Raw genomic sequence first — 18,940 nt, 5'->3', positions numbered from 1 at the left:
GCTACCACGTCGGTACCTCGCCTTTCGCTACCCAAAACCTCCGACACACCCTCTACCTATAAACTGAGGTCCCCACCCCGTCAAGGGGGAGGGAGACCTTGATTCAGAATTTGCGGAACGCAACCAATGACTCAGTGCGCTCGTCAACTCTTCCAACGACCAACATGAGCGACACCGACCCCTACCAAGGCTGGCAACCCCTAAAGCCTGTCACAGCAGAGCTCAACGAATTCAACCTCAGCGCGCCGTATCTTCACAGATATGTAAGTCACAAGCAGTACTACTCGCAGGATGCCCCCAACAAACTCCGCGCCAGCATAAAGATCGAATCCGTGCTCGTCATAACAGCTCAGACCGACCTCTATTCGGCGGGGCTCGTGGGCCAGGCAGAAGACGCAAGCATGAATCTTATGTCCGTTGATGGCAAACCTCTTGGAAAGGTCATCCGCAACGGGTACTGCTGGTCGAAGGGAGTTATCCAGCTCACCGACCTCGGCGAGCACCGATTCCGCAGAAGGCCAGACAAGGGCTGCGACTTCCTGAACCCCAACCTGGAAACCGTGCTCACGTTCTACTCAGCCTGGCAAGACGCCAAGACCGAGCAGGACATTTCTTTTTATGCCCAATGGCCTGCCGAGAAGACCCTGCCCGACCACTATCCCGTTTATGTAGCGGTCGGACTGCTTGTCTATGCGTGGTCGCTCTACGTTGAATCGGATGGAACTTAGTCAGGGAGTAAGGAAACTCTTCCTCGAAACACATTGCATCCGCCAACTCTCACCCTTGCCACAATCGCTCAATACACACAAGACAGTTGCATTCAGACTTCCAAAAAGTGAACAATCGAGCTGGCATGAGAATGTTGATATACTTTTTGGTGGTACTTAGTCTTTTTGCTGTAGGTTTTGCCGACGGTCAAGCGCCTGTGGACAAAACAAAGGCAGAGGACAAGCTCTGGTGGATATTCCTGAACAAGGGTAAGAATCCCAAAGAGGGCGTCTCCCAGGATCAAGTTTCAAAGTGGCAAGCCGAACATGTCGCTAACTTTGGGACGCTCGCAGGGCAGGGTCGATGCTTTGCCGCGGGACCGCTGGGGAGTAATGGCTTTATTCGTGGCACAGTCGTCGTCAAGGCAAAGGATAAGGCCGGTGTGGCGGATTGCTTCAAAAACGACCCGTTTGTCCAAAACGGATTGCTCGATGTGGAGGCTTATGCCATCCTCACGCCCGAATCGTCATTCAAGAAGCCCAAGGAGCCGTTTGCGCTCGCCGAGTTCACCCTTGTGATCTTCAAGAAAGGACCAAAGTGGACGGCGGAGCCTTCCCACGATTTATCAACCCGCCAAGCCGATCATGTCGCACGATTGCAAGCGATGCTAAAGACGGGCGATCTTGCCATGGCAAGCCCTCTGGCAGAGGGTCAAGACAAGCGAGGAATTTGTATTTTCTGGTCGAAAGACGCTAAGGAAGTGGCAAAACTGCTCGACGCGGACCCGCATGTCGTCGCAGAGCACCTCATCTATGAGCTTCACCCGCAGTACATGGCAGATGGGGTCTTTGGCGAGCGTCCGGGTAAAGACTAGCCTGGAATCGGCGTTAATCCTTGGTCTCAGTTGCGGGCGCAGCTGCCCCATCAGGCGTGAGTTTTGCCTTGCGCATCTCCCAAAAAGTGCCGACCACGATCATCAGCAAGGCAACCCCTGCTGCGTAAGGCAACGCTGGCTCGACAAAGATCAGGAACTTGTTCCCCGCCCACAACAGAACACAAGCAATGAGCCCAATGATGCCCCAACGGATGATTTGATTCTTCGGCATGTACTTCTTCATCGTATCACGGATTCTTGGTAAGCGTTAGCAAGTTGTTAGGAACCACCTGCCGACGACTTGCCGACTACTTGCCGACTACTTGCCGACACCCCTAAATCTCAAACTCACACCCATCCCACCCTGGGCTGATCCCGTGCGGGTTGAGCGCTTCTTCTAGCTCGGCGTGGGTGCCGTTGCCGTTGTGTGAGTGGTGCGTCGTGTAAACCGGTCCTTTTTCGGCGAGCGTTCCCATCTCGCGCAGACGGTTTACAACTTCGATGCAGTCTTTGATGTCCAGGTGGCCCCAATACTCGGTCGGCACAAAGCCTTCCGTGCATTCAAGCACCAGCCCATCCAGCTTCTGGCCCTTCAAAAACTCCCAGGTCTCTTCGCGCCACATACCGGTATCGGTGGCGTAAAGCAAGGACTTCCCCTCCGATTCGATGATAAAGTTATGGCTGTCCTGCTCCAAGTCGTGGTAGGCATGGATCGGCGTCACTCGGTAAGCGCAGAAGCTCACCGGCTCAAAGCTTCGAAGGCGCATGACATCCATCGGCCACTCGGGATATTCATACTCAATCGCTTCACACATCGTTTCGTTCGCGTAGATGGTGAACGGGAGTTGATCCAGATCGGTGAACGGGTACAGCGCGTACTGAATCTCTTCCAGGGCGAAGTGATCCGCGTGATTGTGGGTCAAAAGCAGAGCGCACCAGTCCAGGGCGCTCGTGCCGTCCCTCTGGAGCTGCATCAGCGTTTCGGGCGGCAGGTCAATCTTTAAACAGCCGTCAACGATTGCCGCGCTTCGGGTGCGAATGTCTTTGCCCCCATGTTCGCGCGCATAGTTGCTCACCCGGTCCTTGCTAAACATGCCCGGGATGCCATCGGCTGCGCCTGTGCCCAGTAGTCGAATCTTCATACTAAAAGTCTTCGAATGACCACATCACGAGTCCACTGAGGAGCTTCGGATAGTAGTAGGTGCTCTTTTGCGGCATCTTCTCACCGCCAAGAGCGATCAATCTCATGTCTTCATTGCTCGGCGGATTCATCAGGAATGCGGCTCCGCCATCCTTAGCCGAGGCCAGCGCCTCGTCGGGGTCTCGTGTGTATGAAAAGAAGTCAAGTCCACTCAGACCCAACAGTCTCTCAAAAATCACTCTATGTAGGATTGATACGTCCAGAAGCTTCAAGCGCTCAGACTCGGGACCTTCGATCCAGTTCAGAGCCTCTTCAGGGCGGTCCAGCGTCAGCAAAAGTCCCACTCCACCGGGCAAAGCAACTCCAATCACTCGCGTGTCGGGAGCTTGCAATCGCTTGAGTTCAGCCAACAGCTTGTCGTTCGGAACCCTGCGTGTGTTGAAAAAGGCCTGAAATTTTTGGTCCAGCTCCATCAATCCGCACGGGAGTTTGGGGACGATGCGGTGGGTCGGGAGGATCACCAAGCCCGGATCAGCCATCGAGCCGATCGCCATCATCATGAAATCTTCCGCGACAATGCCATCCCTTGCCCCGACGCTCTCCCGAAACGTGCAGGCGGTTTCGTAACGATGGTGCCCGTCCGCGATCCATAGCCGCTTGTCGGCGAGCTGCTGAGTAAAGGTGCGGCAGACCTCTTCGTCTTGGATCAGCTCGAATATCTGCTCGACGTCCTCTTCACTGGTAAGTCTTCCCACCTCGGTTGCAGGAGCCGTAGAAACGGTGTTCTGGATGGAACCGTCGGGGTCCTCATACAGACCATAGATCGACTCCACATGCGTCCGAGTAGCTTCGAGGAGCCTCAGTCGGTCTTCCTTGTGCTTGGGGAACGTCTGCTCGTGGGGGAGAACAACGCCCTTCTCGTAGGGTTCGGTCTTGAGAAGCACAATCACCGACGTCCGCGTCAGCTTCTCCGGCTCGCCAGGAACATTAAATCGTTGAGTGTAGCGGTAATACGTGGGTTTATCCTCTACTTCGAGGATGCCTTCGCGCCTCCAGTCCGCGATACGTGAGGCGCTCCGCATGTACTTGATAAATTTACTGCGGTCGTCATCCTGAGATTCAGGAAGGGTGACAAGCACTGCGTTGTGCTCGTTCTGTGCGGCAAGGGCTTCGCGTTGGGTGGGAGAAATGACGTCGTAAGGTGGCGCGATGAGGCTATCAAGACTGCCGGCCTTCGCTGCGAAGCGTAATCCGCGGAATGGTCGAATCTGAGCCATTGCACAGCCATTGTAACCAAAGGATCGCTACTTCGACTGGTAAACTCACTTTGTGGACGCTGAAACCCTGCTTTGGTCCTACCGAGACCTAACAGATCGGCGTTTGAACGAGCTTCTTCCCCCAGCCACTCAATCGCCCGTCGAACTACACGAAGCGATGCGCTATTCGGGCGCCGCCCCCGGGAAGCGCCTTCGTCCCGCCCTCTGCATGGCGTGCTGTGAAGCCGTTGGGGGCAAGCCTGAAGATGCTGTCGATGCTGGGTGCGCCATTGAGCTAGTCCACGCTTTCTCCCTCATCCACGACGATCTCCCCGCCATCGACGATGACGAACTGCGCCGAGGCCGCCCCACGTGCCATGTCCAGTTTGGAGATGCGATCGCCATTCTCGCCGGAGATGCGCTGTTCTCCCTCGCCTTCGAGGTTCTAAGCCACTGTCCCGGCGAGCCTAGCCGCGTTCTGCGCTCGCTCCAAGTCCTCGGAAGCGCCTCTGGATCGAGCGGTTTGGTTGGCGGAGAGGTGCTCGACGTCCTCAGCGAAGGCCAGCCTGCCACCGCAGAACTGATCGAACGGATCCACCGGCAAAAGACCGGTGCGCTCATCGCGGCAAGCTGTGCCATCGGCGCAATACTCGGAGGTGGCTCCGACAGCCAAGTGTCCGCGCTTGAAAACTTTGGACAAAGAATCGGACTCGCGTTCCAAATGGCCGACGACATCTTAAACGAGACCTCCACGCCGGAAAAGCTTGGGAAGTCGGCAGGTTCAGACCGGGAGCGCCAAAAGGCCACCTATCCAGCAGTCTATGGACTAAGTGAGACACGGGAAAAGGCTTGCCAACTTGTCGAGCAGGCGGTCAATAATCTTCCCGCAGGAATCGATGAGGCAGGGCATTTGCACAGCCTCGCTTGGTATGCGGTTAATCGACTAAGTTGAACCTGACATATCCAGGCAAACACGCCAGTTTTCAGCCAACGAAGCTAGATCGCCAATACCAAATCCGATAATTCGGCTTATGCGTGTTCTATCTTTAATCGCTGTGGCTCTTGCCACCGTAGGTGTGCTGACAGGGTGCAACTCAAAGGAGGCAGCGCTTTCCGCCGCTGACTTTGCATCCAGCGTTTCCAAATCGTCAAACGAGACTTCCTCGAACGGCTTCCTTGTTGGAACCTGGAAGGGCGAAGTTCAGATGCCCGAACTGCCTGCCGACGATCCGGCCGCAGCCATCGCAAAGGGCATGGGTGACATGTTGGCCAGCTCAATGCAGCTGGAACTCATGGATGACGACAAGTTCCGCCTGAGCGCTCTCGGCTTCCCAATCGAGGGAGACTTTGTCCGAGAAGGCAACAAGCTAAAGCTCACTCCCGCCAAGGTCTTGGGCATGACCGTTGACGAGTTCAAAGCGATGTCGGCCTCAAAGGGTCAGGCAACGCCAGACAAGGACGAATTCACAAAACCCCTTACCCTGACAATCAGCATGGACGGAAAGGAGCTTGTTGCTGAGCCCGAAGAAGGCCAAGAGAAGAATGGCTCTCTAGTCTTTAAGCGAGACACCTCGGTAGTCAAGACGGAGCGTCTTACCGAATCGGGAGATTCGAAGAGCGAAAAGACCCTCGTCGCGAGCGGCACCGATATGTCCGTTGTCGGACACTTTGGTGTTGACCTTCGCATCGACGAATCAAAGCTCTCCGAAAAAGACAAGGCTGAATTACCGATGGCAAAGGCCATGATCGAGGCATCGACGCTTGATATCGCATCAGATAAAACGTTCCGCATGACGCTCGTAGTAGAGGCATCCGGAAACTGGACGATCGAAGGCAACATCCTCACGTTGAACATCACTCACGCAATGGGAATGAAAACGACATCAAGCGAGCCGATGAAGCTCAAGATTCTCGACGGTGGACGAACGCTCAAGGCATTGCAGAGCGCTTCGGCAGGCACAGCCTCAAACCCGCTCGAAGATTCTTTCTTCTTTGTCAAGAAATAGGCACCCAATCTTTTACGGCCAGCGGATTGGAAAGATGCCTCTTTCCAATCCGCCTTTTCATGTGCTACCCGAAACCTAACACGGCCTGAGTTCGTCAGTCCCAATGCCATGACAAAACTCGGCCTCTTTGCGGTTGCTATCGCTTTAGCCTCGGTCCTGCTTGCAATTGGAGGCTGTGGAAGCCAAAACTGCGACGACCTGATCGGAACTTGGAAGATCGAAAGGAAGCCACCTAAGGTTGACCCTAATAACCCATTTGGCGCGCTCGCGGAGGGCTTTGGAAACATGCTGACCGAAGCAATGACCCTTGAGATCAAGCCAGAAAACAAGTACACGATGACCTTGGCCTTCTTTACGGTCGAAGGCACAGCCAAGCGCAGTGGCAATACGGTCATTCTCACACCCGAGAAGTTCATGGGGATGGAGATCAATAAGTCGAAAGATAAGGATTCGTCTGCCCTTGCAGCCAAAGACGATGCCGAAAAACCAATGACTTTGCAAGTTGGCGGCGACAAAAGCACTCTGACCATACTTCTTGATAACGGCAAGCCCGACGATCAAGCGGTCTTTAAGCGGCAGACGGAGTAAGGTCGGATGCCCCAAGGCTAACGCTTACCGGCCTGCAAGTATCTCTGCATAAACCGCAGGATCGCAGTTGCCACCACTCACCACACAGACTACTTTCCGGCCCCGGAACCTTTCCGGTTCGACGGTCAACGCCCCGATCCCCAACGCTCCAGTCGGCTCGGCTTTAAGGTTCGCAAGTAAGAACAGATCTCGCGTCGCTTGCTTGATCGCTTCCTCAGGCACTTCAACAATCCCAGTCAAACCGTCCTTCAAGATTTCGTAGTTCAGATTTCCAAGACTGATCGTTCGCGCCCCGTCAGCAACTGACGGCGGTTCAAATTCATTGAAGATCAAGCGCCCCTCTTTCAGCGATCGCGACGCATCGTTAGCCATTTGGGGCTCGGCGGCAAAGACCTCTACCGGATGCCCATTCTCCTTGAAACCAAGCACCAACCCCGAGGTTAACCCCCCACCTCCGACCGGAGCGATGACCGTATCAAAGTCAAGGCCGCTTTCATGAAGCTCGTGGGCAAGGCTTGAATTGCCTTGAATGTCGAGAATATCGTCAAATGCGCTGGCGATGTACGCGTCGGGATGCTCTGCGGCAAGTTCAGCGACGCGCTCAGCACGGCTCTTCTCACGCGTTTCAACCAAGTCCGCCACTGCGCCAAACTCGCGAACACAGTCGATCTTTACCTTTGCCGAAGTTGCAGGCATCACCACGATTGCGCTCTTTCCAAGCAGCTTGCAGGCATAGGCCAAAGCCTGCCCAAAGTTGCCAGAAGACGCGGTAACGATCTTCTGTTGGGGGACATTGAGGGCAAGATTGTAAGCCGCCCGAAACTTGAAGCTTCCCGTGTACTGGAAAGTTTCGCTTGCGATGGTGACGTCAATCCCTAGCGCATCACGAAGTCGGGGCGCTTCGATAATCGTTGTGTGACGAACCATCTGGCGCAAGGGCAAAGGCGACTTCGTTTCCGGCATTGGCGTACGCTATTATGGACTTAAGAAATTCAGAATCATCTCAACCTAATACAAGGTAGGGACGTCTTTCTTAGCAAGATGATAAATCGGCACGATCCTGATAGTGGAAAGGAGATTTCCCTCGGGTGCTTTATCTTCGGAGGAGTGATCGTTTCCGTGCTAGGAGTCTTCTTTTCATTGTTCCTCTATTTCGGAGGAGCCGCACGCTATATGCAGTCGGCAGGGAGCGATCCAGGATTGTGGGCTTTGCGTGGCCTCGGTCCGGGGATGATCTTGCTGGGGCTGCTCTCGACGGGTGGAGCCCTCATCTACGGTTTGCATAAAGCAAAAACCCCGTCGTCTGGCAAAGGCATTCAACAGACGGACGCCCACACTCGTGTCGTCGGCAAGTTCGCTTTTCGCGAAGGTGAGATGCTCACCAGCGATTGGCAGTGGGAAGCCTATGACGATGTCGAGTTCTACGTCAAGCTTCAAATGAGCGATCAAAGGATCATCGAGTTTCGATGTGCGCAAGAGACTTTCGACAACTGCGGTGATGGTCTGTTTGGCGAAGCAGTTTATGATGGACGCTGGCTTGGAAGGTTCGTTGCCTATGTCGGTGGGGCAAGCATGCCCCGCGATCCATTCGTGGATAAAACGCCAGAGTGATCCCCATCCCTCACCCCACGAACTTACACCCCTGCAAAACGATCCAACAACGCGCAATTGACGTACAAGGCAATTGGGTCGGCATAGCCGTACACTCCTTGCATGTCCCTTTCATCGAAATGGCTTGTTCTCGCTGCGGTTTGTGGCGCGGTTTGCATCACACCGTCAGCGAAGGCAAGCTCCTATCTCATCTCCAACTTCACCGGCAACGAGGTGCGCCTGCACAACAACGCCGGTGCGTACGTTCAAAGTCTCACAGGCTTTGCCGTCCAAGGATCGCAGGCGGTCGTAACCGGCCCCGACGGAATGCTCTACGTTGCCGATGAGGGCAACCATAGCGTCCATCGCTACAATCCCGCGACAAAGTCTTACATCAACACCTTCGTCACTTCCGGCCAAGGAGGACTCAACGGCCCTACCGGACTGACGTTCGACTCCTCCGGTAACCTTCTGGTCGCCTCGTTCAATACAAGCTCAGTCCTCAAGTATCAAGCGGGCACCGGCGCAAGCCTGGGCCAACTTGTAGCTCCCGGCCTAGGTGGCTTGAGCGGCCCCGACGTTGGATTGACAGTCGGCCCCGACGGCAATCTCTACATCCCCAGCTTCTGGAACCACCAAATCCTCCGATACAACGCCAGCAACGGCGCTTTCATGGGAGCCTTTGTCACTTCCGGATCGGGTGGACTGACTCAGCCTCGTGTGATGCTCTGGAAAGGCAATCACATGTATGTTTCAAGCGATTCGGGCAACAAGGTCGTGCGATACGACAAGACAACCGGCGCTTTTGTCGATACCTTTGTGACGGCAGGCTCCGGTGGTCTTGCTGGCGCATCGGGAATGATCTTCGATGACAACGGAAATCTGCTTGTGACTTCGTGGCGAAACAACCGAGTCCTGAGGTTTAGCGGTTCCACCGGTGCTTACCTGAACGACTACATCGGTTCGGGCGGTGGCTTGAGCGGCCCGACGTTCATTGCCGCTGTTCCAGAGCCGACCACGATGGGCCTCTTCGTTCTTGGCGCGGCGTTCATTGCAGGCCGACGGCGTGTTGCTTCCGTTAAAAAGTCTTAATGGAAGCCGTCCGAGTAATCTCCAGAAAAGCATGAAAGTGTTCGATATCGGCGAGCATCACGGCCAGCCTGAATATTCGCGACGGGTAGGGGGAGTCCACTTTGCCCTTACCCGTCGTGGCGCGCGTACGACTGTCGCCGAACACTGCCACACGACGGCTACATTCATCGCCCTTATCGGTGGGCAGCACCACTGGACCAGTAACGAAGGCAAGATCAGATGGTCGCTTCCTGGCATCTGGTACTTCCGCCCACCAATGCTTCCCCACACGCACGAGGCCTGCCCCACCGACATCCGCAGCTTGGGCATCCAATTCCCGATTGAACTTTCACCCGCCCTCGCGTCCCATACCGACGCCTACGTCCTTGATCACGCCATCGGTAGAAGCATCATCGACGATATCGCCGAGAACCTCTCCGCCAAAGACGCGGGCTCCGATCATGCTCTGCTTGGATCGTTCCACCGCCTCATCGCCGCATATCTCCGGCACAAACGCCCGCTGCAAGATCAGAACGTCCGGCAATGGCTCGCATCGGCAAGGCAATGGCTAGACGAGCACTATCTGGAGCCTGTCCAACTCGCAACCTGTGCAAATGCGATAGGTTCACATCCCTCCCATCTTGCCCGGGCTTTTCGAGCCGCTTTTGGTCAAACGGTCGGGGACTATATTCGCGACCGCAGGCTCGAATGGGCTTTCGATCAGCTGCGCAAGAACGACAGAAAAGTATCGGAGATAGCGGTTTCGGCTGGATTTGCCGACCATGCCCACTTCAGCCGGGTCTTCAAGGAGCGGTATGGCAAACCGCCTTCCGACTATCGCTTGCGTGATCCAGAACCTGCATCAACGTAACTGACATATCGACAAGCAGTTTCTTATGACCCATTGATTACATTTGTAGTCATTGTGTTATCATGGAGTCATGATTACGCTTGTAGTCGTTCTCACCGGTTTGCTGACTGTCCAAGACTCCGTTCTCGCACGAGAACCGAAACTTAAGGACACTGTAGAGCTTCGATCCGAAGCAGGCAGTATCGGAGAGTTTCTCACGCAGGTAACCGCCAAAACAGGAGTCAAGCTAAAGGCATCTCCAACTGTTAGGGATGACCGCCTGGTTCTTTTTGCCCTTGGTCCTGCGCATGACACTCTGGAGCGAATCGCCAAGCACTTCGATTGGACTTGGGAGATCGACACCGACGGCACGTTAACCCTAACACAGACTCAGGCGCAAAGGATTTCGGAAGCAAAGGCACGCGAGGAGCAGGCCTTGATACCCCTACTGCGCTGGCAAGCCGAGGCGAGAAAGTCGTTGCAAAGCAACGTGGCCACAGAGAAGGATAAAGAAGCGTTTCGCCTCTTCGTCCAGCGGGTGATGAAGCACCGAGAGGGCTACAACCCCGTCGCGATGGAGAAGGAGGAGCATTCGCGATGGCTGCAGGCGGACGTGGAGATCAACAACGAGCGGGTGCGCTACATCCGCCTGTTCAACCCCGCCAACCAGGCTGCCGACGCCTTCGCTGCCAGCCTGTCGCGCGCCGACCTGCTCAGGCTGGATCGGGACGGCAAGATCGTCGGCGCATACTATCCCGGCGTGATCCTGAACCCGCTCCTCAGCAACGCTCAGACGCAGATGGGGCTTCTCGCAGACCGCCTCTCTTCCCTGCCCACGAACGCAGACGGACTCTCGCCGGAAGCCCAGACCGAGCTCGACCTTCTCAAGCTCCGGCTTCCCCTCAACGCCTTCAAAGCAGACGAGATCCGCAACGGACTGATCGAAGTCAGGACGGAGGGGCCGCTGCACCCGCTGGACCCCTCGGGCAAGATTCCACAGCAGGTCATTCTGATCGACAGGCAGGGCCGCCCGCTGTATGAAGAGCGCATCTCCAGCCGCAGCTATAAGGAGGAGACTCCGCTGCCCAAAGTGGTGGCCCAACATCCTGTGCTGGAGGCTCGCATCGACCCGTCCGAAACGCTGACTGGCATTCTGCAGAGCTGGATAGAGTCGAGAACGCTTCTCAGCCGGTTTCGAAGCTCCACGACCAAGGTTCATCCTTCGGCCCAGCTAGCACGGCTGCTTGTCGAGATCGCCTCCTCTGCCAAGGTGAATCTCGTCGCCGACTGCCTGGATACGGAGGTGTGGTCCGCTTCGCCCAAGCTGCCCATCACGATGCTGCGCCATGCGATGGAGGCATTCTGCATCCATGCCCAGGCCGACTGGGATTTCGACGGTGCATGGATTTCCGCCCGAACGAAGTATTGGCAGGCGCTGCGACCGCAGAGCGTCCCGACGGAAACGCTCTGCAAGATCCGCGACCTGCTTGCGGCTGCTCCAGCCCAGCTGAACGCCTTTGCCGATGCCGCCGCGCTGGTGACCTATCGACAGTCGCGCGGCGCGATCGCCTCCACACTGTTCGCGTCGGCAAGCCGCAAGGGCGTCGCGGCCTACACGCTTGAATTCCAGTACCCGCACACGTTCCACTTCCTTCGGTTCTTAGGGATGCTCTCTCCCGCAGTGCGCAGACAGCTTTTGGAAGGCAGCACGCTGAGCTATGGCAGCCTGCCCCCCGACCAGAAGGAAGCGATCCGCCTCTTCCTGCTGCATTTCAGCGTGCAGCACTGGCCGATGATGGGCTACAGCTCAGACCCGGCCAGCCCCGATATGCGCCTGCTCGCGCAGGTGTGGCCCGACTTTGACCCGAAGGAAGCGACAAAAGCGGGCCCGATGGAGCTTCTGAAGAACGGAGTCCCGGGCGGGCTCTCCATCTCGCTGCACCGCAGTCCGGCGGTCGCCTATGAGGTTCGGGCAGGCGGTAGTTCGGCGGGCCATGTTGCGACCGAGAATATGCTGCGGATGTTCGCTCTGTCTGAGCAGTACCGGCAGGACTACCGCCTTGGACAGCGAGATACGATGGAGGTCAGGAGCGCACAGATGGATCGGTACACCTTTACGCTGCGCCCGAGCGCCCGCGAGACGATCGGTATGCAGCTGCAGTTCGGGCAGCCAGGGTCGGGGAGCTTTACGCCCTATTCCCAGCTGCCAGAGGAGTTTCGCAAGAAGTTGGAGGGCGAAGGGGGTTAACACGGGTCAGTGTCGTCGCCAGACTCATCATGAGGCTGACGTTGAGGGGAGAGTCTCAAGCAGCGCTTGCGACGCGTGATAAGTGCAATAGATCGCGTACGCCGAATAAACTGGCGCAATGAAGAACTTGCTTCTCGGCGTTTGTCTAACAGTTCTTGCCTTTACCGGCTTCTCTGCCTTCGCTAAGGAACCAGAGGCTCAACAATACAAACTTGAGATGACTGTAGAGTCCTCGCTGCCTTTCGACCAAACAATCGAGGCTCTCAAAATGGCTGGAGCGGCTGAGAAGTACGGCTTTCAAGGGCTTCATCCGCTGTCGGACATCTTGGCAACGAAAGGCTTCCCTCGCGAAAAGCTATACATCCTCGAGATTTGCAACCCGAAGTCGGCATCAGATTCATTGAAGAACGATGTCATGACGGGCTTGATGATGCCGTGCCCGATCATGATCTGGATGAAAGGCGATAAAGTCATGGTCACCACTTTTGATACACGAGCGATGGCCAAGATGTATAGAGGAAAAGACATGGCTTCCATCGGCGATAAAGTGTACAAAGACCTGAGGCTCATCCTTTCCGCGGTCGCAAAGTAAACAAGCTCTCCATGCCTTGTAGCGCGGAGAGCTTGAATCTTGATGATGCAATCTTAGCCTAACTTTCGAACCGCCGCGAGCACATCCTCTTCGTTCGGGATGCACTCGAGCTCCAGCACGCGCGCATAGGGCATCGGCACATTCAGCCCGCCCACACGCCCAACCGGAGCATCCAAATCGTCAAAGCAGTCTTCACTGATACGAGAAGCAATCTCCGCCCCAAAACCACCGCTCTTCCAGTCTTCATAGACGACCACAGCACGGTGTGTCTTGCGGACCGAGTTGTAGATGGTCTCAGTGTCGAGCGGAAGCAGAGAGCGAACGTCCACAACTTCGGCGTCGATACCGTCCTTCTCCAACTGTTCCGCAACCCGAAGGCAGACGTGAACCATACGGCTGTAGCAGACCAAAGACAGGTCCTTCCCTTCCTTCACGACGTTGGCCTTGCCGAATGGGATCGTGAAATCGCCGTCTTCGGGAATCTCGCCCTTCAGGCCGTAGACGCCGGGGTTCTCGGTAAAGACGACCGGGTTGTTGTCGCGTACCGCCGTCTTGAACATGCCATAGGCGTCCAGCGCGGTCGCAGGAGCGACGACCTTCAGGCCGGGAACGTGGGCGTACCACCCCTCAAGCGAATGGCTGTGCTGAGCAGAAAGCTGGTTGGCTGCGCCGCCCGGTCCGCGCAGGACCATAGGAACGGTCACCTGTCCGCCCGTCATGTAGTGAATCTTGGCGGCGTGGTTAATCATCTGGTCCATCGCCAAGATCGAAAACGACATCGTCATCATCTCGACGATCGGTCGCAGACCCGTCATCGACGCGCCGATCGCCATGCCGACGATTCCCGGCTCAGTGATGGGTGTGTCGATCACTCGGCGGCCCACGCCATCCTGAATCTCAGGATGCGGGGGCTCCAGCAGCCAGTCTTTGGGCTGGATGCAATATCGGTCGAAAAGCCCTTCCGTCACTCGGAAGGTGCCTTTGTAGGCGCCGATGTCCTCACCCATGATGAAGACATTCTCGTCGCGATCCATCTCCTCAATGATCGCCTGACGCAAAGCCTCTCGGTAAGTCAACGTAGCCATCAGTGCCCCACCTCCGGCGACATGTCATCGTAAACATCGGTATAAACCTGGTCGATATCGGGGAACGGCGACTTGTCGGCCTCTTCATAGACCCAATCGGCTCGCTCCTCCTCCTCAACGTCAATCGCTTCCAGCTTCTCGTCGGTGGCGATCTTGTTGTCAATCAAATACTTGCGGAATCGGGGAAGCGGGTCCAGCGGATCCCACTTATCCTCTTCTGCCTTTGTTCGATAAAGCGTGCGGTCGTTGTCGGCAGCGCCGTGACCCATGTAGCGATAGGTGATCGCTTCTACCCAGACCGGCTTTTGCTCCGTTCGAACGTAGTCGATAATGCGCTTAGAATCTTGCAGGCACTGGACCAGGTCCATACTGTCCAGCCTCTCGCATTTCATATCAAACGGGATGCCGCGCTTGCTGAGGTCAGGATCGGCTGCGTGTCGCTCAAGCGCCGTGCCCATCGCGTACTGGTTATTCTCGACGATGAAGATGATCGGCAGGTCCCAAAGACCGCACATGTTCATGGTCTCAAAAACAACACCCGCGTTTGCTGCGCCATCACCCAGATAGCAAAGCGTGACGCGATCCTCTTTGCGGTACTTGGCAGCAAGGGCCAGTCCGCCTCCGAGGGGGATGTGCCCGCCGACGATGCCCCAACCACCGAAGAAGCCCTTCTCGATGTCGTAAAGGTGCATCGAGCCGCCCTTGCCACGGCTGAGACCGCCGGAGCGACCCATGATCTCCGCCATGCAGGCCACTGGATCGGAGCCGAGTAATAGCGCGTGTGCGTGGTCGCGGTAGGCCGTGATGACGTAGTCATAACCCTTGCGGATGTTGTTGAGCCAGCCCACGGCTAACGCTTCCATGCCGATATAGACATGAAGATAGCCCCCGGCTTTGCCCGTCCGGTAGGCGATGTTGCACTTCTCTTCGAAGCGCCGGATGAAAACCATTTCTCGGTAGAACTGCTCCAACTCTTGGGCAGAGTAAGGCAGCTTGACTTGCGCTTGTTTGGCCACGATGTTCCCTGTGTGTTCTCCCTAATGGAGGTTATCGGTAGAATTGCGGATTCGCCCAGGTTCGCTGCGCCATTGAAGCGCTGGCCGACTGGGAAGTTATACCCGCTCAGCCGACTTCGCGGAGGTTGGGGACCGGGCCCGAGTTCTTCGCCAGTGTCGAATAACTGGAATAGGGGACCGTCTTCGTTGGGAGATCCAGTCTAGTCCCAGCCGCCCCAAGGTCGTCGACCATCTTGTCCAGAGCCGAAAATAGCAGGACCGCATGGTGCCGGTCGTGGATAATGTAGTTTAGATACAGTGCGAGGCCCTAAGAAATGGCAACCCGTAGAAGAAAGAGCGCCCACGAAAAACTGATTATTGACCGCGGCCCCGAGATCGCAGTCATGGACAAACCTTATGCCGGAGTCCCTGCCGGCAAAAAGGTGTTGGTGCCTACCCCAATGCAGGTCAAGGCATACATCGAAGCCATCCCCGCCGGGCAGATGCGAACGCCGACGGAGATGCGCGAAGACTTGCGACGCGAATTTGATGCTGATGCAACCTGTCCGCTCGTCTGTGGTATTTTTATCCGCTTGGTCACGGAAGCGGCGATGATCGATCTCTCGGAAGGCAAAACCCTAGACGATGTAAGTCCGTTCTGGCGAATCGTAGATCGGAAGTCACCTGTGGTGAAGAAGCTGAACCTTGATCCAGATTGGCTGGATCAGCTGCGGGCGAATGAAGCTAGTTAGGTCAAATCGTCTGGCTCTAATGGTTTTCGAGCACCGTGCCGGACGCTTAAAACATGAACTTCTTTCTCGGTCTCTAGGATTCTAAAAATTACTCTGTAGACGCCGGATCGCTTTCCAAATAGTAAGTGGCGAAGATCAAATCCTAGTTTGATCGATTCAGGGGCGACCGAACACCGCCCAGGCATCTCAGACAAGGTGCCAATCTCCATACGAAGTCTACGAACCCACTTATCAGCGGCTTCCGGGGCCCGCTCTGCAATGTAGTCATGTGCTTCAATGATTCCGACTTCCGCACTCGGCTGAAGAATGATCTTATAGCTCATTTTTGGCTTCAAACTCGGCGAAGAATTCCTCGGCAGGTCGTCCTTTGCCTTCGAGCGATTCCTTTAGGCCTTGTCGAATCGCTTCCAGATCTTCAGTGGCCTGCACTTTGTCCAACAGAGTCTGATAAGCCTCGGCATCCTGCACAACAAGCTTAGCCTTGCCGTTCACAGTCAGGACGAGAGGCTCTTTGCTTGCCTCAAGCTTCCCGACGAATGCTTTCGAGTTCTTCTGGAAATTGGTCAATGAATCAACGGCTGTGGCTTTAATCATATTCGCTCCATCATGGAATAATCTGCTTATTCCATGATACGCCAATTATTGCGCCCGGATTCGGCGGCCCAACATCAGTTTTTACAAAGTGGCTGAAGAAATTGGGCGCTGTCTCGGTCCTTATATCAAGAACCGTCATGGACGCCGAGGCCGCCGCTATCGAACGCACACTACCCCTCCGCCAAGAACACGATGCCAGTACCGTGATCGAGCGCAGACGGGACTACGTATACAGGCTTGCCCTCGCCATCGTTTCGAACCCGGACACGGCGCAGGACGTCGCCCAGGAGGTTCTCTTGCGCATCAGCAAGAACCGGAACACTCTGCGTGACGAGCAGGCTGAGATCGCTTGGGCGCGGAAGATCTGTGTCCGGTGTGCCGTCGATGCGCTGAAGGTGCGCAAGTACGAGGACCTTTCGGATGTTCATGAAGATACGAACAACCTTGAGCGGCCCATCCACGTTGCCGACGTGCTGAGACGGCTCCCCGAAGAGAGTCAAGCCATCCTCGCCCTTGCCTACTTCGAGCAGCTCAGCTATCGGGAGATGGCGGAGGCACTGGGGGTGCCTGAAGGAACCGTTGCCTCGCGTCTGAACACCGCAAAAGCCCAGTTTAAGAAGCTGTGGGAGGAATCCTGATGCCAAAAAAGCCATTTGAAGAAGCTCTCAAAGCGCACTACCGCTCCATAGAGGACGCTCCCGTGCCGTCAATGACACTGCCTGAGACCAAACGCCGGACATCCTTGTGGCTCTCCATCGCTGGTCCTGCCCTTGCAGGTTGGGCGGCGGCTCTGCTGCTGGCGTACTTTGGCAGCGCTGCTCCGGCAACGCGTGAACCTTCGGGCAACCCGATCTTGAGCCACCAGATGGCCCAACTGCGCATTGATGAACCAGCAAAACTCGGAGGCCGATCTTGAAGCCCCTATACAAAGCCATCCTTTTCGCACTAAGCGCATTCGTAGGCATCACTCTCCTTCCCCAGACTCGTGTGATCACACTCAAACAAATTGCGATGGTGAATCGCCCCATCCCACCGTCGGAACAGGTGTATGAACATGCACTCTGGTACGCAGAAAACATCAATCAGGTCGAATTCGATACATCGACGGTTGACGGTCAAGCAGCCAAGGCACTTGCAAATTCTGGAACTTTTGAACTTGGCGATCTTCTAGGCATCATCGAAGCCAACCCCGATCGTTCAGACCTCAAGAGAATGTTCACACGGCTCGCTTCGATGCCTATTCGGACACAGTCCCAGATCGACAAGATGTCCGAAGAGAACCTTGCCCAGTTGAAGGGCAACGCAAGCAGGATCCTTCTCTTCGCCGATGAAGCGAAAACTACCGATCCCAACGACGGCTTTTGGTTCATTCGTAAGGCAAATGCACTATGGATACTGGGGCGCTACGATGAGGCGAAAGAGGCTTGGATCAAAGCGAGCGAATGCACTGAATACAACGACGGAACTTCCGAACAAGCCAAGCTTATATCTGAGCAGCTAAGAAAAGCAGGATACGAGAGTGCAGACCACGAGGCCGCTGCCTACGCCATGGTTCTGCTTCCTCATCTTTCCGATATCAGAAAACTGAGCGAAGAACTCCCAGAAGACAGCACCGATGACATGCTAGCAACTGCGAAGATCGGCAAACTGCTGACAATCAAAGCGCCAAATCTGATTACTTCATTGGTTGGCACCATCCTCATTGCCGACATGGCTAAACCAAGCGCGAAGGAAAAGCCCTCAATGACCAAAGCAGAGGAACTCGACAGCATGACTTCCTCAGACATTTTCACATGGGGAGTAAAGGCTCACAAATCACTATCGGGAAGCACGATCTTCCCTGTTGACGAGGCTACATTCGAGAGGACTGTCGTGCATTCACGATGGTCTTCGCTTTCATTTCTTGGTCTTGTCTGGGGTGTTCTGTTTGTCTTGCTAAGTGGCCGCTTCGCGCAGAAAAGGAGCGAGGATTTTAAGCCCTACTGGATCATGAGTCTCTGGCCGCTAACCACTTGGCCTTGGGCTGTTGAGATGATGGACCCTACGCGCTATATGTTTTTTTGGCTATCCCTTGCCGTCTGGATTGCTCTTGTTGCGGTCATCAGTCGATTCTCATCGCTCCATAAGTTCGAGATATGGATAGCACTTTCGGTAGCGGCTGTTTGTAGTCTTCTAGTTGGCGGTGGTTTCCCACTCGCAGGCATGGTTCTTTGCTTTGTCCTGATTGCGCTCTTTCGCTTCGAGCCTATCCACAAGAATCTCAGAAACCCCATATTGCAGGCGACAGTGATTTTGGTTGCGACCTTTTTTGCAGTGCTCGTGTATGCGGGAATACTTGAAGGACGAAACTTCGAGGTTATCATGGCCCAGATCGCAGGCTTTTCCTTTGGAACGTTTTTGATCTGGCTCGGAGCCTCAAAACAAGCTCCTTGGAATGGCCGAGCCCCAGCCCTTGCGATTATTTTCTTAACAATCGTATATCTGGGAGGAAGCTTTATGGAAATGCGTGTCCAAGGCCAACTTCGGGCATGGATTACTGACGAGCAAGTTAGGCTCGCCAAGTTCAGAAGCGAGATCGGCGGATAGCCGA

The 18,940-nt window shown here is 55.5% G+C and carries 22 protein-coding genes; 14 read left to right on the top strand and 8 right to left on the bottom strand.

Annotated features, from left to right (window positions below):
- Window positions 1-98: 98 nt before the first annotated feature.
- Together KF784_07760 and KF784_07755 are read left to right on the top strand one after the other, a co-directional pair.
- Window positions 99-728, top strand: coding sequence for a hypothetical protein (locus tag KF784_07760; GenBank protein ID MBX3118948.1), 630 nt, complete (start codon window positions 99-101; stop codon window positions 726-728).
- A 149-nt stretch (window positions 729-877) separates the two neighbouring features.
- Window positions 878-1,582 (top strand): hypothetical protein, encoded by a 705-nt coding sequence (locus KF784_07755; protein MBX3118947.1) that lies wholly within the window; start codon window positions 878-880, stop codon window positions 1,580-1,582.
- 13 nt (window positions 1,583-1,595) lie between these two features.
- On the opposite strand, the gene KF784_07750 is transcribed toward KF784_07755, so the two are convergent.
- From KF784_07750 to KF784_07740, 3 genes are all read right to left on the bottom strand, one after another.
- Entirely contained in the window at window positions 1,596-1,814 is a 219-nt protein-coding gene (locus tag KF784_07750; GenBank protein MBX3118946.1) for a hypothetical protein, read from the bottom strand.
- Between the two features lie 103 nt (window positions 1,815-1,917).
- Complete coding sequence (locus KF784_07745; protein MBX3118945.1) at window positions 1,918-2,724, bottom strand: hypothetical protein; 807 nt, start codon at window positions 2,722-2,724, stop codon at window positions 1,918-1,920.
- A 1-nt stretch (window position 2,725) separates the two neighbouring features.
- Window positions 2,726-4,000 (bottom strand): DUF1015 domain-containing protein, encoded by a 1,275-nt coding sequence (locus tag KF784_07740; GenBank protein MBX3118944.1) that lies wholly within the window; start codon window positions 3,998-4,000, stop codon window positions 2,726-2,728.
- Between the two features lie 52 nt (window positions 4,001-4,052).
- On the opposite strand from KF784_07740, the gene KF784_07735 reads away from it, so the two are divergent.
- The 3 genes from KF784_07735 (at window position 4,053) to KF784_07725 (ending at window position 6,573) form a co-directional block, all read left to right on the top strand.
- Window positions 4,053-4,931, top strand: a complete 879-nt coding sequence (locus tag KF784_07735; protein ID MBX3118943.1) for a polyprenyl synthetase family protein — start codon at window positions 4,053-4,055, stop codon at window positions 4,929-4,931.
- A 79-nt stretch (window positions 4,932-5,010) separates the two neighbouring features.
- On the top strand, window positions 5,011-5,985 hold the full coding sequence (locus KF784_07730; GenBank protein ID MBX3118942.1) for a hypothetical protein: 975 nt from the start codon (window positions 5,011-5,013) through the stop codon (window positions 5,983-5,985).
- Window positions 5,986-6,093: 108 nt separating this feature from the next.
- On the top strand, window positions 6,094-6,573 hold the full coding sequence (locus KF784_07725) for a hypothetical protein (protein MBX3118941.1): 480 nt from the start codon (window positions 6,094-6,096) through the stop codon (window positions 6,571-6,573).
- Window positions 6,574-6,597: 24 nt separating this feature from the next.
- On the opposite strand, the gene KF784_07720 is transcribed toward KF784_07725, so the two are convergent.
- Window positions 6,598-7,536: a pyridoxal-phosphate dependent enzyme gene (locus KF784_07720; GenBank protein ID MBX3118940.1), complete on the bottom strand. Its 939-nt coding sequence runs from the start codon at window positions 7,534-7,536 to the stop codon at window positions 6,598-6,600.
- A gap of 156 nt (window positions 7,537-7,692) precedes the next feature.
- On the opposite strand from KF784_07720, the gene KF784_07715 reads away from it, so the two are divergent.
- From KF784_07715 to KF784_07695, 5 genes are all read left to right on the top strand, one after another.
- Window positions 7,693-8,184 (top strand): hypothetical protein, encoded by a 492-nt coding sequence (locus KF784_07715; GenBank protein MBX3118939.1) that lies wholly within the window; start codon window positions 7,693-7,695, stop codon window positions 8,182-8,184.
- A gap of 102 nt (window positions 8,185-8,286) precedes the next feature.
- Entirely contained in the window at window positions 8,287-9,255 is a 969-nt protein-coding gene (locus KF784_07710) for a PEP-CTERM sorting domain-containing protein (GenBank protein ID MBX3118938.1), read from the top strand.
- 31 nt (window positions 9,256-9,286) lie between these two features.
- Window positions 9,287-10,105: a helix-turn-helix transcriptional regulator gene (locus KF784_07705; GenBank protein ID MBX3118937.1), complete on the top strand. Its 819-nt coding sequence runs from the start codon at window positions 9,287-9,289 to the stop codon at window positions 10,103-10,105.
- A gap of 70 nt (window positions 10,106-10,175) precedes the next feature.
- Complete coding sequence (locus KF784_07700; protein ID MBX3118936.1) at window positions 10,176-12,332, top strand: hypothetical protein; 2,157 nt, start codon at window positions 10,176-10,178, stop codon at window positions 12,330-12,332.
- Between the two features lie 118 nt (window positions 12,333-12,450).
- A complete protein-coding gene (locus KF784_07695) occupies window positions 12,451-12,924 on the top strand; it encodes a DUF302 domain-containing protein (protein MBX3118935.1) in 474 nt (157 codons plus the stop codon).
- A gap of 53 nt (window positions 12,925-12,977) precedes the next feature.
- On the opposite strand, the gene KF784_07690 is transcribed toward KF784_07695, so the two are convergent.
- The gene (locus tag KF784_07690; GenBank protein ID MBX3118934.1) at window positions 12,978-14,009 is read right to left on the bottom strand and encodes an alpha-ketoacid dehydrogenase subunit beta; all 1,032 of its coding nucleotides are present in this window, start codon (window positions 14,007-14,009) and stop codon (window positions 12,978-12,980) included.
- A complete protein-coding gene (locus KF784_07685; protein ID MBX3118933.1) occupies window positions 14,009-15,025 on the bottom strand; it encodes a hypothetical protein in 1,017 nt (338 codons plus the stop codon). Before KF784_07685 ends, KF784_07690 begins: the two co-directional genes overlap by 1 nt.
- Before the next feature lie 314 nt (window positions 15,026-15,339).
- Between KF784_07685 and KF784_07680 the strand changes: the two genes are divergently transcribed.
- Window positions 15,340-15,756, top strand: coding sequence for a hypothetical protein (locus KF784_07680; protein ID MBX3118932.1), 417 nt, complete (start codon window positions 15,340-15,342; stop codon window positions 15,754-15,756).
- Here the strand turns inward: KF784_07680 and KF784_07675 are convergent.
- Window positions 15,753-16,079 (bottom strand): type II toxin-antitoxin system RelE/ParE family toxin, encoded by a 327-nt coding sequence (locus KF784_07675; GenBank protein MBX3118931.1) that lies wholly within the window; start codon window positions 16,077-16,079, stop codon window positions 15,753-15,755. The genes KF784_07680 and KF784_07675 overlap by 4 nt on opposite strands.
- Window positions 16,069-16,350: a type II toxin-antitoxin system Phd/YefM family antitoxin gene (locus KF784_07670; GenBank protein MBX3118930.1), complete on the bottom strand. Its 282-nt coding sequence runs from the start codon at window positions 16,348-16,350 to the stop codon at window positions 16,069-16,071. The genes KF784_07675 and KF784_07670 overlap by 11 nt, the downstream gene beginning before the upstream one ends.
- Window positions 16,351-16,487: 137 nt before the next feature.
- Here KF784_07670 and KF784_07665 point away from each other — a divergent pair, with 137 nt between their 5' ends.
- The 3 genes from KF784_07665 to KF784_07655 are packed head-to-tail and all read left to right on the top strand — an operon-like array spanning window position 16,488 to window position 18,936.
- Window positions 16,488-16,988 (top strand): RNA polymerase sigma factor, encoded by a 501-nt coding sequence (locus tag KF784_07665; protein ID MBX3118929.1) that lies wholly within the window; start codon window positions 16,488-16,490, stop codon window positions 16,986-16,988.
- A complete protein-coding gene (locus KF784_07660) occupies window positions 16,988-17,266 on the top strand; it encodes a hypothetical protein (protein ID MBX3118928.1) in 279 nt (92 codons plus the stop codon). Before KF784_07665 ends, KF784_07660 begins: the two co-directional genes overlap by 1 nt.
- Window positions 17,263-18,936 carry a hypothetical protein gene (locus KF784_07655; protein MBX3118927.1) on the top strand — a complete coding sequence of 558 codons (1,674 nt, stop codon included), beginning with the start codon at window positions 17,263-17,265 and terminating at the stop codon, window positions 18,934-18,936. The genes KF784_07660 and KF784_07655 overlap by 4 nt, the downstream gene beginning before the upstream one ends.
- The last annotated feature ends 4 nt before the right edge of the window (window positions 18,937-18,940 follow it).

The organism is Fimbriimonadaceae bacterium (genome assembly GCA_019638775.1).
Taxonomy (GTDB): Bacteria; Armatimonadota; Fimbriimonadia; order Fimbriimonadales; family Fimbriimonadaceae; genus JAHBTD01.
This window is presented reverse-complemented; position numbering and strand designations above follow the sequence as displayed.